Genomic DNA, 15,411 nt, shown 5'->3' with positions numbered 1-15,411 from the left:
TCCCACCCCGAACGTCCTGTGCCGCCGCACGTCCCGGTGGCCGAACCACCGCGATCCAGGAGCACCGAAATGCACATCGGCATCGATGTCGGCGGCACCAACACCGACGCCGTCCTCATGGAGGGCGCCACCACGCTGGCCGGGGTCAAGCACTCCACGACCCCGGACGTCACCACCGGCATCGTGCAGGCCATCGAGGCGCTGCGGGCCCAGCACGCCTTCACCGGCCCGGAGATCCGGGCGGTGATGATCGGCACCACGCACTTCATCAACGCCCTGGTGCAGGCCAAGCGGCTCGCCCCCACCGCCGCCCTGCGGTTGGGGCTGCCGGCCACCCGGTCGCTGCCGCCGATGATCGACTGGCCGCAGCCCCTGGTGGAGGCGCTGTCGGCGCGGACGTACCTGGCCCACGGTGGGTACGAGTTCGACGGTCGGCCGATCTCCCCCCTGGACCCCGAGGAGCTGCGGACGCACGCCCGCGACATGCTCGCCCACGGGATCCGGTCGGTCGCCATCTCCAGCGTCTTCAGCCCGGTCAACCACGACCTGGAGGTGCGCGCAGCGGAGATCGTCCGCGCCGTGTTCGCCGAGGGCGGGCCGGACGGACCGACCGACGTGGCCGTCTCGCTCAGCCACGAGATCGGCCGCATCGGCCTGCTCGAGCGGGAGAACGCCACGATCATCAACGCCGCGCTCAGCGAGCTGGCCGGGGAGATCGTCGACGGGTTGACCGCGGCCGCCCGCGCCCAGGGCATCACCGCGCCGATCTACCTCAGCCAGAACGACGGCACGCTGATGGACGAGGGCTTCGTCCGCAGCTACCCGGTGGCCACCTTCGCCTCCGGCCCCACGAACTCCATGCGCGGGGCGGCGGTCACCAGCGGGCTGACCACCTGCGCGGTGGTCGACGTCGGCGGCACCACCGCGGATGTCGGGCTGCTGGTCGGCGGCTTCCCACGGGAGACGGCCGGCGAGGTCAAGGTGGCCGGGGTGCGGACGAACTTCCGCATGCCCGACGTGCTGTCCATCGGCATCGGCGGCGGCAGCCTGGTCGACCTGGACACCGGCGAGGTCGGCCCGGAATCCGTCGGCTACCGGTTGACCACCGAGGCCCTGGTCTTCGGCGGCTCCACGCTGACCGCCACCGACATCGCGGTGGCCGCCGGCCGGGCCGACATCGGCGACGCGACGAAGGTCGCGCACCTGGACCCGGTGTTCGTGCAGAAGGTGCTGGCCCGCATCGCCGAACGGGTGGCCGAGGCGGTGGACCGCATGCGGACCTCCCCCGACCCCATCCCGGTGGTCGCCGTGGGCGGCGGCTCCATCCTGCTGCCCGACGAGCTCCCGATCTTCGGCCGGGTGCACCGTCCGGAGAACTACTCCGTGGCCAACGCCATCGGCGCCTCCATCGCCCAGGTCGGCGGCGAGATCGACAAGATCATCGCCATCGAGCCGAGCCGGCGGCAGGAGACCATCGCCGCGGTGAAGCAGGAGGCGGTGGAGAAGGCCGTGGCGGCCGGCGCCCGGGCGGAAACCGTCGACATCGTCGACTTCGACGAGGTGCCCATCCCCTACCTGCCCGGCAACGCCACCCGCATCCGGGTCAAGGCCGTCGGCGATCTCGAGATGGACGCACGATGACCTGGTCGATCGGACCCGACGCCATCGACGACCTGGCCCGCGGTGCGGCCGTGCTGGGCACCGGAGGGGGCGGGGATCCGTACATCGGCGCCCTGCTGGCCCGCCGGGCCATCGCCGAGCACGGCGAGGTCACCGCCGTCGGCCTCGACGAACTGCCGGACGACGCGCTGGTGATCACCGTAGCCATGATGGGCGCGCCCACGGTGATGGTCGAGAAGCTGCCCACCCTGGAATCGATCATCGACCCGGTCCGGGCGATCGGTGCCTACCTGGGGCGGCCGGTCACCCACCTGGCCTGCGCGGAGATCGGCGGGGTCAACTCGACCATCCCGATCGCCGCCGCGGCGGTGCTGGGCCTTCCGCTGCTGGACGCCGACGGGATGGGGCGCGCCTTCCCCGAGCTGCAGATGGTGCTGCCCACCCTGTCCGGGATCAGCGCCTCCCCGCTCGGCTTCGCCGACGAGAAGGGCAATGTCGGGGTGCTGCAGACGATCGACAACTCCTGGGTCGAACGCATCGCCCGCGTCGCCGCCGTCGAGATGGGCTGCTCGGTGATGATCTGCGGTTTCGCGATGAGCGGCGCCCAGGCCCGGGAATCGCTCGTACGGGACTCCCTGCGCCGCTGCATCGGTCTGGGGTCCGGGATCGCCCGCGCCCGGACCGACAAGCTCGACCCGGTCACCCGGGTGGTCGAGCTGCTCGGCGGTCGGGAGCTGTTCACCGGCAAGGTGGTCGACGTGCAGCGGGCCACCACCGCCGGTTTCGCCCGCGGCACGGCCACGCTGCAGGCGGTCGGGGCCGGCGACGACCGGGATCTCACCCTGGCCTTCCAGAACGAGCACCTCATCGCCTCCCTCGGCGACGGCGTGTCCGGTGACGAGGTCCTCGTCACCACACCGGATCTCATCGTCGTGCTCGAGCACGACACCGGTGAGCCGATCACCACCGAGGGCCTGCGGTACGGCCAGCGGGTCCGCGTCGTCGCCGCGCCCAGCGATCCTCGGTGGCACTCGCCGGCGGCCCTGGCGATGGTCGGACCGGGCTACTTCGGGTACGACGTGCCGGCCCGCCGCTTCGACGGCACCACCGCCGAAGGCGTGTCGGTCACCGGCGTCCCCGCGGTCACAGCATGAGCTGGCAGCTGACCGCCGCCGATCTGCCCGATCTCGCCCGCGGCGCCACCCTGCTCGGCACCGGCGGCGGAGGGGACCCGTACATCGGCTCCAAGCTGGTCGAGCAGGCGCTGGGCGCCGGCTCGATCACCGTGCTCGACCCCGGTGACCCGGCCGATCTGCCCGACGACGCGTTCGTCATCCCGACCGCCCAGATGGGCGCGCCCACGGTGATGATCGAGAAGATCCCGGCCGGCACCGAGCCGACGCTCGCGCTGCGCACCCTCGAGGAGCACCTCGGGCGTACGGCGGACGCCACCATGCCCATCGAGTGCGGCGGGATCAACTCGATGATCCCGTTCGTGGTCGCGGCGGAGACCGGCCTGCCGGTGGTCGACGCCGACGGGATGGGCCGGGCCTTCCCGGAGCTGTCCATGGAGACCTTCGCGGTCTACGGCGTGCACGGGTCGCCGCTGGCCCTGGCCGGCGAGCGGGGCGAGAAGATCGTCATCGACACCGGTGACGACGACCGCCAGCTGGAGTGGCTCGCCCGCGCGGTCACCATCCGCCTCGGCGGCGTCGGGCACATCGCCGAGTACGCGATGAGCGGCGCCGACGTCCGGCGCACCGCCGTCCCGCGGACCATCTCGATGGCCCTGTCCCTCGGCCGGGCCATCCGGATCGCCCGGGAGGACAAGCGCTCTCCGTTCGACGCTATCCAGAAGGTGCTCGCCCCCACCCTCTACCACCACGTGGTCGACCTGTTCGAGGGCAAGATCGTGGACGTAGAACGGCGGACCACCGAGGGCTTCGCCCGGGGTCGGGTCCGCATCGCGCCGACCGGGTCCGGCGCGGAGCTCGAGATCTCCTTCCAGAACGAGAATCTCACCGCCCACCGGGACGGGGAGCTGCTGGCGATCGTGCCCGACCTGATCTGCGTGCTGGACCACGAGACCGCCGAGCCGATCACCACCGAACGGCTGCGGTACGGCCAGCGGGTGCGGGTGCTGGGCATCTCCACCCCGGACCTGATGCGCACACCCGAGGCCCTGGTCACCTTCGGGCCGGTGGCCTTCGGACTGTCCGAGGACTTCGTCCCGGTGGAACGGATCGCGCGGACCGCGGGCGCCGCGCTCTAGGCTGGCCGCCCGTGAGCCTCCGCGTCGAACGCCGTGACGTCGACGCCCTCGCGCACGGGTGCGCCCTGCTCGGATCGGGCGGCGGCGGCGCCACCACCCAGCTCGAGCTGCTGGCCCTCGGCGCCCCGTGGCCGATCGAGGTGGTGCCGGCCGATGCCGTGGACCCGGCCACACCCTGCCTGGCCGTCGCCCTGGCCGGGTCGACGATGGTGATGACCGAGCGGCTGCCCGGCCCGGAACTGCTGACCGCGGCCGTCGCCGCGGTGCAGCGGTGGACGGGGACCACCGCCCCGGCCCTGTGCACCCTGGAGATCGGCGGCCTGAACGGGCTCACCGGCTTCGTCGTCGCGCAGGGCCGCACCCTGCTGGACGCGGACTGCATGGGCCGGGCCCTGCCCGGCATCGACCAGGTCAGCCTGCTCGTCGACGGGGTCCCCGGGCTGGTGGTGGCGACCACCACCGGTGACGGCGTCGGGCTGGTCGACCGGCCCCGGCCGATGGACGCCGAGGCGATGGTCCGCGCGGCGCTGCGGCTGTCCGGGGGCACCGGGGCGGTGGTCGTCGGGGGCTTCACCGCCGGCGACCTGGTCGAGCACGCCGTGACCGGGTCGACCACCCGCGCCCTCACCCTCGGCCGCGCGTTCGTGGCCGCGCGGGAGGCGTCCATCGGCAATCTCGCCGCCGCGATCGGTGGCCGGCTGCTGGCCCAGGGCCGCATCCAGGCCGTGCTCACCGACCCGGTCGACCCCCAGGTGCAGTCCTTCCACCTCTTGGGCCCGGGTGGGGCCGTGCACCGGCTGATCACCCGGACGGAGACACTGGCCCTCATGACCGACGGGGTGCTGATCAGTGCCGCACCGACGATCCTGGCCGTGCTCGACGTGCGCACCCGCGCCGTCCTGCAGATCACCGATCTGTCCCCCGCCCACCACATCGCGGTGATCGAGCTCGCCGCACCGACCTGGTGGACCGATCGGCCCGAACGCCTCCGCCGCGTCACCCCGGCCGCCTACGGGGTCACCGACCTGGAACCGGGCGCGTCCGGGTGAGCGGCATCGATCTGCCCGCCCTGGCCGCCGAACCGGCCGACGGCGGTCTGCGGCAGGTCGCCGGGCCCGTCGGCGGCGCGTGGCCGACCGCGCTGCTCGCGCTGACCGAGGATCTCCTGGACACCGACGGCGCAGGTCGACTGGCCATCGTGGCCACCCCGCTGCCGGGCGAGCCGTGGCGGGTGGACGCGATGCTGCGGCGGGTGCGCGACCGCGGATACACCGCGCTGGCCGTCCCGGACGCCGACCGGCTCGACACCGGGACCCGACGGCTGGCCGACCGGCTGCACCTGGCGGTGCTGACGGTGGCCCGGCCGGTCGAACTGGCCGAGACCTGCTGGCGACTCGCCCTGGCCCGCGACGCCATCGTGCTGGACCTGGTCCGCCGACTGACCGCGGCGTTCCGCTACTCGGCGCAGGACCTCGGCGATCTGCTCGGCCACCTGGCCGCGGTGACCGGCAGCGGGGTCGCCCTGCTGGACGCCGCCGGGGTGATCGACGAGCACGGGGGCGAGCTGGCCGGATGGCTCACCGACCGGCCCGATCTGGTGCAGCACGACCGGTGGACCAGCATCGTGCACACCCCCGAGGTGTCGGTGGCCACCGTCCAGGTGGACAGCCCGTCCCGCCCCGGTCTGCGGTTGGCGTTCTTCGCCCCCGGCATCGGGGACAGCCAGCTCGACGCCCTGGCCGTCGCCGCGGAGATCGCGATGCCCGCGGTCGCCGCCCGCATCCTCATCGACGAGGTCGCCACCGTCACCGACGCGTCGGTGACCTCGGACCTGCTGCGCGACTTCCTGGACCTGGGCGAGGGCCACGACCAGGAGGTCGAGCGGCGGATGACCGAGCGGGGCTGGCGGACCACCGGCTACCACCTGGGGTACCGGGTCATCGGGCGCACCCGGCTGGACACCTTCGCCCTGCTGCGGGCGGTCGGCACCGCGCTGTCCGGGCTGGGCGTCGAGTCGCACGCCGCCGTCCAGGGCCGGGGCATCACCGCCTGGTTGCGCTTCGTCCCCGCCCCCAGCCCGCGGGACCTGGAGCGGCACGTGCACCAACTGCGGGCCGTCCACGACAGCCTGCGTCGGTCCTTCAACGTGGCGGGCGGGGTCGGCTCCCTGCAGGCCGATCGGGCCGGGCTCGCCGCCACCCTCGGGGAGGCCGCCGACGCCGCACGCATCGCCGCGGAACGGTCGGGGAACAACTGGTTCGTCCGCGTCGACGGACTCGGCCTGGAACAGCTGCTGCTCGCCCGCACCGAGAACGACACGTTCCTGCCGGCCGCCCGCTCCCTGCTGGCTCCGCTGCGCGGGGCGGACGCGGCGGGCAGCCGCGGGGAGGCGGACGTCCTGCTCGTCACCCTGACCAGCTATCTCGACCACGAGTCCGGCATCGCCGCCACCGCGCAGGCCCTGGGTGTGCACCGCAACACGGTGACCGGCCGGGTCCAGCGGATCCAGGAGATCCTCGGCGTCGACATGCACGACCCCGGCGTGCGGCTGGCCCTGCACCTGGCCTGCCGGGCCGTCCTGCGCTGACCCGGCCGCGCGTCACCAGGTGACGGGCAGCGCGTCCATGCCGTGCACCAGGGAGTACTCGCGGAAGGTCAGATCGGCCGCCGACCCGGCCACGGCCAGCCCGGGGAACCGCCGCACCAGGGCCGGGAACGCCGCCCGCAGCTCGATGCGGGCCAGTTCGGCCCCGACGCAGCGGTGGATGCCGTAGCCGAAGGCCAGATGCGCGGTGACCGCCTGATCGGGGGCGACCTCGTCGGGCCGGCCGACCAGCTCGGAGTCCCGGTCGGCGGCGGACAGCGAACACAGCACCATGTCCCCCGCGGCGATCCGTTGACCACCGATCTCCAGATCGGTCCGCGCGAACCGGGGGAACGCCACCTGCACCACGGTCAGGTAGCGCAGCAGCTCCTCCACCACCGCGGCGGTGTCGGTGTCGGAATCCCGCAGCGACGCGGCCAGATCCGGCCGTTCCATCAGCACGAGGGCGCCCAGGGCCAGGCTGCTGGCCGTGGTCTCGTGCCCGCCGGTGAGCAGCCCGTCGGCCAGACCGGCCAGTTCGGCGTCGGTGATCTCGTCGCCGTGCTCCCGGATCAGCATGCCCAGCAACCCGTCCCCCGGGTCGCGGCGCTGCTGCTCGACCAGGCCGGTGAGGTACTGCAGCGAGGCGGTGATCGCCCCCATCGGATCGCCCAGGTTGCCGAACAGGTCGAACCGCGACTCCGACAGCGACTGGAACGTCTCCCGGTCCTCGTACGGCACCCCCAGCAGTTCGCAGATCACCAGGGACGGGATGGGCATGGCGAACTCGGCCACCAGGTCCACCGGCGGCCCGGCCTGCTCCATGGCGTCCAAACGCCCGGTGATGATCTTCTCGATCCCGGGGCCGAGCTGGGCCAGGCGCCGCACGGTGAACTGGGGCGTGAGCAGCCTGCGCAGGCGGGTGTGGTCGGGCGGGTCGGCGAATCCGAGGCCGCCGGGATCCACGGTGGTGTCGTCGTCGCCCGCCCCGGCGGCCGCGGTCAACCGCCGGAAGTCGTTGCTGAACCCGTCGACCGACCCGAGCACCTGCTTGACGTCGGCGTACCGGGTGACCAGCCAGGCCGAGATGCCGAACGGGAACTCGAGTTTGCTCACCGGCTGCTCGCTGCGCCGCTGCCCCAGCTCAGGCACCGGGTCGAACCGGTTGCGCTGCAACGGCATGAAGGCCTCGGTCATGGTGGGGTTCCCTCCCGGGGATCACAGGACGTCGGACGGCGGCACCCTACGACCGGACCCAGCGCACCGCCCCGGCCGCCGGAACGGTGAGCGTCAGCACCCCGTCCCGGTCGGCGACGCGGCCGACCGTACCGGCGGAGTGTGTGAGTTCTCCGGGAGAACCGGCCCCGACGGTGATCTCGATCTCGCGTGCACCGGCGGAGAGGTTGGCAGCCAGCACCGTCAGGGTGTCGGACGTGCGGACCGCGACGTGCGTGACCGGGTCCGCCGTGGTGGCCGGCGAGGACGCCAGCACCCGACCTCCGGACAGCTCGGCGAGCCACTCGACGGCGCGGCCCATGGGGAGCAGCTCCCCTGCGGCGGTGACCACCCCGCGCGGTCCGCAGGTCTCGAAGTACGCCAGCGACACGACGCCCGGCACGGCCAGCGCGATCGCACTCGCCACGGCCCAGGCCGCGACGCCGTCGGAGACCTGTCGGGGGTCGGTCGCCTCCGGGACGAACTCGGCGCCGTACCCGGCGCTCACCTCGATGGCCGGGTCCGGCGGCGCCGGCGCGGTGGCCACCGCGTTGAACCGGGGCCGCAGGGTGACCGGGCCGATGTGCACCCGCGCCCCCGCGGCGAGGGCCACTGCCTGCTCGGCCACCCGCCGCTGTACCGGCACCGACTCGATGACCTGGCGTCGGGAGCGGTCGTGCATCTGCGGGGTCAGGCTGAACGCCACGCCCGCGCCGTCGGGCAGATCCAGGCGCTGGATCGTGCGGTTGAGCTCGGTGAAGTGGGCGCGGGTGCCCAGCACCGGCTCCGGGCCGGGCTGCATCCCGGCCAGCGCGTCCAGCAGCGCGGCCACCAGCGGCGGCTCGCTGACGTGGGTGGCGCCGTCGACCACGCCGACGCGGGCCACGGGGTGCCCGGCGAGGCTCCGGACGGCGTCGGCGATCGGGGCGGGACCCGGGCAGACGAACCGGACGTCCAGGCGCTCCCCCTCACCCGCGGCGCGGGCCAGGGCCGCACGCCAGTTCGCCGCGGCCAGATCCAGCTCGACGAGCACAGTGCCGGGCCAGCGCCGGTCGGGGCCGGTGCTGTCCAGGGCGGCGCTGTCGGGGGCGGTGGACGCCCCCAGGGCGATCTCGGGGAAGACCCAGGACTGCTCGTGCTGCGAGGCGCCGGCCGGCACGGGCGCGGCCGATGCGGGCCGGCCGGGTCCGGCCCCGGACGGCGCACAGCGCACCTCGATGGCCTGGGTGACCGCGTCGTCCGGGCCGAGCTCCACCGGGAACGGCCGGCTGAGCGGGGTGCTGTAGGTCTTGAACGAGGCGTCGGTCCAGTTGCGCTGGTCCTCGATCTCGAAGACGTCGCCCACCACGTCCATCTCGACGGCGAGCGTCCCGACCCGCCAGCGAAGGGCCGCGATGTCCCGGGCCGGCTGATGCGGGGCGATCTCCTCCGGCACGACGATGTCGGAACCGGTCCCGTCGGGGTGCGTGACGGTCACCGGCGTGCCGGCCCACTCCGGCGAATGCAGGGCGACCAGCCCGAATCGGTTGCGGCGGAACGGGTGTCGCACCGACCCGGTGATCTCGTACCGGAGCACGCCGGGTCGGAGGACCAACTGGCCGGTCAGTACCACCCCCACGGCGGGGTCGACGGAACGGCCCTCGACGGCCAGGATCAGCTCGTCCTCCCCGCCGTCCGGGAGAGGCCGGTGGGTCACGACGAGGTCCACGGTCCGCCAGTTCTCGTCCCGGACGACCCAGCGCACCGCGCGCAGCACGAGCGTTCCGCCGTACCGGATCTCGTCGACGGAGTCGTCGGTGAGCTGCACCGACCACGCGCCGTGCCGCACCGTCCGCGGGGCCTGCTCATCGTCGAGCCAGGGGTCGGCGGGGGTCACAGGGTGGTCATCCCGCCGTCCACCCGGAACAGGCTGCCGGTGGCGTAGGCCGACTCGTCGGCGGCCAGGTAGACCATGATCCCCTCGACGTCCTCGGGGCGACCCGGCCGGCCGAGCGGGATGCGGGAGACGATCGCCGCCCGGTCCTCCGCGTTGCCGGAGATGGCGGTGACCAGCGGGGTCTCGGTGTATCCGGGGACCACGGTGTTCACCCGGATCCCGTCGGCCGCGTAGGCCGCGGCCACGGTGCGGGCGAGCCCGTGGATGCCGGCCTTGGAACTGCTGTACGCGGTAAACGCGGCACCCTCGCCGTTCAACCCGGTGGGGCTGCCGGTGAGGATGATCGACCCGCCGGGCCGGGACCGGCCGGGTGTCAGCATGGCGCGCACGGCGTGCTTGACGGTCAGGAAGGTGCCGGTGAGATTGACCCCGACCGTGCGGTTCCACACCTCGAGGTCGAGATCGGCGATGGGCGCGTCCTGGCCGAACAGCTGTACCCCGGCGTTGGCCACCACGACGTCGATCTCCAGCCCCCGCTCCGCCGCGGCGGCGTAGCCCGCGGCCACGCTGTCCTCGTCGGAGATGTCGAGCCGGATCGCCACCGCACCGGGGCAGGCCCCGGCGGCCCGTTCGGCCGCCTGCTGGTCCCGGTCGGTGAGCACCACGGTCGCGCCCTCGGCGGCGAACCGCTGCGCGACCCGTTCCCCGATCCCCGATCCGGCCCCGGTGATCAGGGCCGTCCTGCCGGACAGTCGACCGGTCATGTGTCCTCCTCGAGATCCAGCGGGTGCGGGCGGGGTCACGGTAGCCCGCCGGTACTTTTGCCCGATGACCACGGACGAGCACGGCAACGACCCCGGACCGCCGGTCGACCTCTCGATCGGCCCGGACGGGCAGCCTCCCCGGTTCTGCTGGTTCGACCCCCGCAGCGACGAACAGGTGTACGCGGCCACCGCGGACGACCTGCTCGCCGAGTGGATGCCCGGCTACCTGGACCGGGACGAGGCGGGGCGCCTGGACGCCCGGACCCGGCACGCCCTGCACGTGCGACGCGCCCTGGTCGGCAAGCTCGCCGCCGAGGCCACCGACCTGACCGAGGAGCAGCGGCAGGTGCTACTGGCCGAGCCGGACGACATGCCCGACGTCGAGCGCTGGGACGCCCGCGTCCCGCTGGTCCTGCTGGACACCCGGTTCCGCCCGCACACCGACCGGCCCGCCCCGGTGGCCGATGGGGACGGGGACGTCCGGGAGGCGACGGTGCTGTGGCTGCGGGTGTCCGATGCCGAGGCCTACCTGCTGTCCCTGGCCCACGCCGGGGTGATCCGCCTCGACGTGCACGCGTGAGCAGGCCCGGGTGCGCCCCTACGATCCGGGGGCACGCCGGTCCTGCCGTGTCCCACCCGACCGTTCTGGAGACCCGATGCCCGACGACAGGCCGCTGATCATCCTGCGACCGGCACCGCAGGAGCGCGACCGGATCTTCGCGCCGGACACGCTGGCCCGGCTGCACCGGGAGTTCGAGGTGGTGGATCTCGACACCGACCTCTCCGACGCCGCACTCCTGGCCGCACTGCCGCGGGCGTTCGCCGTGGTCGGTCAGCCGGACCTGCCCGCCGACCGATTGGCCGCCGCCCCCGCGCTGCGGGCCATCGTCAACGTGGAGGGCAACTTCTTCCCCAACATCGACTACCCGACTGCCTTCGCGCAGGGGATCCGGGTGCTGGGCTGCGGGAGCGCGTACAGCCAGGCCGTGGCCGAGTACGCACTGGGCCTTGCCCTGGACGCGGCCCGGGGCATCAGCCGGGAGGACCACGCGGCCCGCTCCGGGCGGGAGAAGTACGTCTCGGAGAGCAACGTCGGTGCCATCCTGCTGCGCGGGGCCGATGTCGGCGTGATCGGTTTCGGCAACCTCGGGCGCAGTCTGCACGCGCTGCTCGCCCCGTTCCACACCAACGTCCGCGTGTACGACCCCTGGCTGCCGCCCGCGGTGCTGACCGACGCCGGAGTCCTCCCCTCCTCGCTCGAGGAGACGTTGTCCCGCAGCACGTTCGTCTTCGTCTTCGCCACGGCGACCCCGGAGAGCGCCCACCTGCTGGACGCGGCCAAGCTCGCCCTGCTGCCCGACGGGGCCCGCCTGATCCTGGTCAGCCGGGCCGCGGTGGTCGACTACGACGCCCTGCTGGCCGAGCTCACCGCCGGCCGGATCGTCGCCGGGATCGACGTCTGGCCGGTCGAGCCGATCCCCGCCGACAGCCCGTTCCGCGCCCTGGACACCGTGATCCTCTCCGGGCACCGGGCCGGCGGCATCGAGCAGGCGTTCCACACCATCGGCGAGATGGTCTGCGACGACCTGGAGCTCATGAAGGCCGGCCTGCCACCGGTACGGCTGCAGGCTGCGGCACCGGAGCTGGTCGGCCGGTACCGCAACCGCCCCGTCGGCTGAGACCACCCGCCCCGCCACCGATCCGGAGACGAGAATGCTCAAGGGAATCCCCGCCCTGCTCACCACCGAGGCGCTCACGATGCTGTCCGCGATGGGGCACGGCGACGTGCTCGCCGTGGTCGACCGGAACTACCCGGCCGCAGCCAACCACGCCCGGGTGGCCACCCTGGCCGGCGCCGACGCCCCGACGGCGATCGCGGCCATCGCCGAGCTGCTGCCCGTCGACACCTTCGTGGACCCGTCGGTGTGGGGCATGGTGCCCGATGACGAAGCTGACGCCGTCATCCCCACCCACGGCGAGATCACCCGGATCCTCACCGACGCGGAGGGCCGCGACGTGACCGTGACCCCGCTGGCCCGCACCGCGTTCTACGCCGCGGCCCGGCAGGCCTACGGCGCGATCCTCACCTCGGAGTCGCGGCCGTTCTCCTGCTTCCTCATCACCAAGGGCGTGGTCTTCCCGCCCGCGGACTGAGTACCGTCCGGTGGCCAGTTCCGGGGGGAACAGCGACGATGACGCCATGACCGTGGTCGAGCCGTGACCGCCCCCGACGCTGCCGCCGGGTGGCGATCGAGAACGGTCGACGTCCGCGGCGGCATCGTCGCCGCGCAGGCCCTGGGCGATCCCACCGACCCCGCCCTGCTGCTGCTCGGCGGCGCGACGTGGTCGCGGGACTGGTGGGACGACGCCTTCTGCCAGGCACTCGCCGCCGAGCACCTGCTCGTCCTGCGGTACGACACCCGGGACACCGGGGAGTCGACGCTCTCCCCGCCCGGGGAGCCGGACTACGCCGCGCGGGACCTGGCCGAGGACGCGGTCCACGTCCTCGACGCGTTCGGCATCGCCACCGCCACGATCGCCGGCCTGTCGATGGGCGGCGGGCTGGCCCAGCAGATCGCCGCGGTCCACCGGGACCGGGTGGCCGCGCTGGCCCTGCTGTCCACCAGTCCCGCGGGCGCCGTCGGTGATCTCCCGGGACCGTCGGCGGCGATCCTGGCCACCTTCGACGTCGAACCGCCCGCACCGGACTGGTCGGACGTGGACAGCGTCACGGACTGGGTGATCGAGGCCGAGCGCCCGTACGCCGGTCCCGGGCTGTTCGACGAGGACGGGATGCGCCGCCTCGTCGCGGCCGTGTGGGCCCGCACGCCGTCCATGGCCGGAGCCGCCAACCACTTCCTGGTGGCCGAGTCGGCTCCGTCGGTCGATCTCAGCGCCCTGCGGGGAGTGCCGGCCCTGGTCGTCCACGGCTCGGCCGACCCGCTGTTCCCCCTGGCGCACGGGGAAGCCCTGGCCAGGGCCCTGGACGCCCCGCTGCTCGTCCTGGACGGCGTCGGGCACCAGGCTCCCCCGCCCGCGGTGTGGCCCGAGCTGGTCGCTGCCCTCGCCGCGCTCGCCCACCGCTCGACCCGCTGACCTGCTGCGACGGACGTCGCCGACTCCCCGACCCTCCCGCTTGTTCACACTGATCTCACTACGTGTAGCCGACATTAAGCGCAGAGTTGCTACCGCAGGCCGGCGTGTGAGCCCGGCTCCGGGTCGGCCCGCACGAGCCGCCACCCGGTGCCGCCGCCCCCGCCCGGCCGTCCCGTCCGGCCGGACGAACCCTGTCGGACCACCCAGCCGGACGACCCAGCCGGATGACCACCGCCGGATGACCGCCGCCGCCCCGACCGCAGCTCAGGTCCGCCCACCCCTGCCCTGACGACGAACCGGGAGCGCCCATGAGTCTCCGCCCCACCGCCCTGACCGACCCCCTGCGCAATCGCGGCACCGCCTTCACCCTGGCCGAGCGCGCGGAGCTCGGCCTCACCGGACGGCTGCCGGCCGCGGTGGAGACGCTCGACGAACAGGCGTCCCGCAGCTACGCGCAACTGCAGCGGTACTCCACCGATCTGGAGAAGTACGTCTTCCTGGACTCCCTGCACGATCGCAACGAGGTGCTGTTCTACAAGGTCGTCGCCGAGCACCTCGCCGAACTGCTCCCGGTCGTCTACGACCCCACCGTCGGCGAGGCCATCAAGCTGTGGAGCCGCGACTACCGCCACTCGCGCGCCGTGTACCTGTCCATCGACCGCCCCGAGGACGTGCGCGCCTCGTTCCAGACCCTCGGCCTGGGCCCGGACGACGTCGACCTGCTGGTGGTCTCCGATGCGCAGGAGATCCTCGGCATCGGCGACTGGGGCGTGAACGGCACCGACATCTCCATCGGCAAGCTCGCCGTCTACACCGCCGCCGCCGGCATCGACCCGAACCGGGTGATCGCGGTGAACCTGGACGTCGGGACCGACAACGAGATCCTGCTGAACGATCCCGCCTATCTCGGCAACCGGCACGCCCGCGTGTCCGGTCAGCGGTACGACGACCTGATCCGGACCTACCTGGAGGTCGCCACCGAGCTCTTCCCGAACGCCCTGCTGCACTTCGAGGACTTCGGCCCGAGCAACGCCCGCCGGATCCTGGAGGAGTACCGGGACACCTACCGCATCTTCAACGACGACATGCAGGGCACGGGCGCCATCGTGATGTCCTGCGTCATCTCCGGGCTCAAGATCACCGGGCAGACCTTCGCCGAGCAGCGGCTGCTGGTCTACGGAGCGGGCACCGCCGGCACCGGCATGGCCGATCAGATCCACGCCGCGATGATCCGGTCCGGGGCGACCCCGGACGAGGCGAAGGCGCGGGTGTGGCTGGTCGACGTGGACGGCCTGGTCACCGACGACATGCCCGACCTGCCGAACTACCAGCAGGCCTACGCCCGCCCGGCCGCCGAGGTCGCGGACTGGCCGCGGACCGGCGGGAAGATCGACCTGGTCACCGCCATCCGACAGGTCGCCCCCACGGTGCTCATCGGCACGTCCACCGACCACAACGCCTTCACCCGGGACGTGGTCGAGGCCATGTGCGCCGGGGTCGAACGGCCCATCATCCTGCCGCTGTCCAACCCGACCGAGCGCATCGAGGCCATGCCGGCGGACGTCATCCCCCAGTCGAAGGGCCAGGCCCTGGTGGCCACCGGCATCCCGGTCCCGCCCGTCGAGTACGACGGCGTCCGGTACGTCATCGGGCAGGCCAACAACGCCCTGCTCTACCCCGGCCTGGGGTTGGGCACGATCGTCTCCGGCGCCCGACACGTCACCGACGGGATGCTGCTCGCCGCGGCCGAGGCCGTCGCCGGCCAGGTCGATCCGACTCCCCTGGGCGCCTCCCTGCTGCCCGACGTGGAGAACCTGCGGGCCTCCTCGGCGACGGTGGCCCTGGCCGTCGCGAAGGCCGCCGCCGCCGACGGCGTCGCCACCCGCACCCACGACGACCTGGTCCAGGCCGTGCAGGACGCCATGTGGCAGCCGGTCTACACCCCCCATCCGGCTCAGGCCTGACCCACTCCCTGAACGACCGC

Annotated in this window: 13 protein-coding genes; 10 read left to right on the top strand and 3 right to left on the bottom strand. The window is 73.3% G+C overall.

From position 1 onward, the window contains the following. The first annotated feature begins 69 nt into the window (after window positions 1-69). The 5 genes from J2S58_RS13295 to J2S58_RS13275 are packed head-to-tail and all read left to right on the top strand — an operon-like array spanning window position 70 to window position 6,479. Window positions 70-1,641, top strand: a complete 1,572-nt coding sequence (locus tag J2S58_RS13295) for a hydantoinase/oxoprolinase N-terminal domain-containing protein (RefSeq protein WP_205256645.1) — start codon at window positions 70-72, stop codon at window positions 1,639-1,641. Further along, window positions 1,638-2,774 (top strand): DUF917 domain-containing protein, encoded by a 1,137-nt coding sequence (locus J2S58_RS13290; protein ID WP_205256646.1) that lies wholly within the window; start codon window positions 1,638-1,640, stop codon window positions 2,772-2,774. Before J2S58_RS13295 ends, J2S58_RS13290 begins: the two co-directional genes overlap by 4 nt. Then, window positions 2,771-3,892, top strand: a complete 1,122-nt coding sequence (locus J2S58_RS13285; RefSeq protein ID WP_205256647.1) for a DUF917 domain-containing protein — start codon at window positions 2,771-2,773, stop codon at window positions 3,890-3,892. Before J2S58_RS13290 ends, J2S58_RS13285 begins: the two co-directional genes overlap by 4 nt. An 11-nt stretch (window positions 3,893-3,903) precedes the next feature. Then, window positions 3,904-4,941, top strand: coding sequence for an S-methyl thiohydantoin desulfurase domain-containing protein (locus J2S58_RS13280; protein ID WP_205256648.1), 1,038 nt, complete (start codon window positions 3,904-3,906; stop codon window positions 4,939-4,941). Beyond that, window positions 4,938-6,479: a PucR family transcriptional regulator gene (locus tag J2S58_RS13275; protein ID WP_205256649.1), complete on the top strand. Its 1,542-nt coding sequence runs from the start codon at window positions 4,938-4,940 to the stop codon at window positions 6,477-6,479. Before J2S58_RS13280 ends, J2S58_RS13275 begins: the two co-directional genes overlap by 4 nt. Window positions 6,480-6,491: 12 nt before the next feature. Here J2S58_RS13275 and J2S58_RS13270 read toward each other — a convergent pair whose 3' ends face one another. Genes J2S58_RS13270 through J2S58_RS13260 form a run of 3 tightly spaced genes read right to left on the bottom strand, consistent with a single transcriptional unit; the run spans window position 6,492 to window position 10,331 of the window. Continuing rightward, window positions 6,492-7,673 carry a cytochrome P450 gene (locus tag J2S58_RS13270; RefSeq protein WP_205256650.1) on the bottom strand — a complete coding sequence of 394 codons (1,182 nt, stop codon included), beginning with the start codon at window positions 7,671-7,673 and terminating at the stop codon, window positions 6,492-6,494. Window positions 7,674-7,719: 46 nt separating this feature from the next. Beyond that, the gene (locus J2S58_RS13265) at window positions 7,720-9,567 is read right to left on the bottom strand and encodes a hypothetical protein (RefSeq protein ID WP_205256651.1); all 1,848 of its coding nucleotides are present in this window, start codon (window positions 9,565-9,567) and stop codon (window positions 7,720-7,722) included. Continuing rightward, complete coding sequence (locus J2S58_RS13260) at window positions 9,564-10,331, bottom strand: SDR family NAD(P)-dependent oxidoreductase (protein WP_205256652.1); 768 nt, start codon at window positions 10,329-10,331, stop codon at window positions 9,564-9,566. Before J2S58_RS13260 ends, J2S58_RS13265 begins: the two co-directional genes overlap by 4 nt. A 64-nt stretch (window positions 10,332-10,395) precedes the next feature. Here J2S58_RS13260 and J2S58_RS13255 point away from each other — a divergent pair, with 64 nt between their 5' ends. From J2S58_RS13255 to J2S58_RS13235, 5 genes are all read left to right on the top strand, one after another. Next, window positions 10,396-10,911 carry a hypothetical protein gene (locus tag J2S58_RS13255; RefSeq protein ID WP_205256653.1) on the top strand — a complete coding sequence of 172 codons (516 nt, stop codon included), beginning with the start codon at window positions 10,396-10,398 and terminating at the stop codon, window positions 10,909-10,911. Window positions 10,912-10,987: 76 nt separating this feature from the next. Further along, window positions 10,988-12,010 carry an NAD(P)-dependent oxidoreductase gene (locus tag J2S58_RS13250; protein WP_205256654.1) on the top strand — a complete coding sequence of 341 codons (1,023 nt, stop codon included), beginning with the start codon at window positions 10,988-10,990 and terminating at the stop codon, window positions 12,008-12,010. A 34-nt stretch (window positions 12,011-12,044) separates the two neighbouring features. After that, window positions 12,045-12,485 carry an RbsD/FucU family protein gene (locus J2S58_RS13245; protein WP_205256655.1) on the top strand — a complete coding sequence of 147 codons (441 nt, stop codon included), beginning with the start codon at window positions 12,045-12,047 and terminating at the stop codon, window positions 12,483-12,485. A 63-nt stretch (window positions 12,486-12,548) separates the two neighbouring features. Next, a complete protein-coding gene (locus J2S58_RS13240) occupies window positions 12,549-13,427 on the top strand; it encodes an alpha/beta fold hydrolase (RefSeq protein ID WP_205256656.1) in 879 nt (292 codons plus the stop codon). A gap of 308 nt (window positions 13,428-13,735) precedes the next feature. Next, window positions 13,736-15,391, top strand: a complete 1,656-nt coding sequence (locus J2S58_RS13235; RefSeq protein ID WP_205256657.1) for an NAD-dependent malic enzyme — start codon at window positions 13,736-13,738, stop codon at window positions 15,389-15,391. Window positions 15,392-15,411 lie beyond the last annotated feature (20 nt).

Origin of the sequence: Nakamurella flavida (assembly GCF_030811475.1) — a bacterium.
In the GTDB taxonomy this organism is placed as follows: domain Bacteria; phylum Actinomycetota; class Actinomycetes; order Mycobacteriales; family Nakamurellaceae; genus Nakamurella; species Nakamurella flavida.
This window is presented reverse-complemented; position numbering and strand designations above follow the sequence as displayed.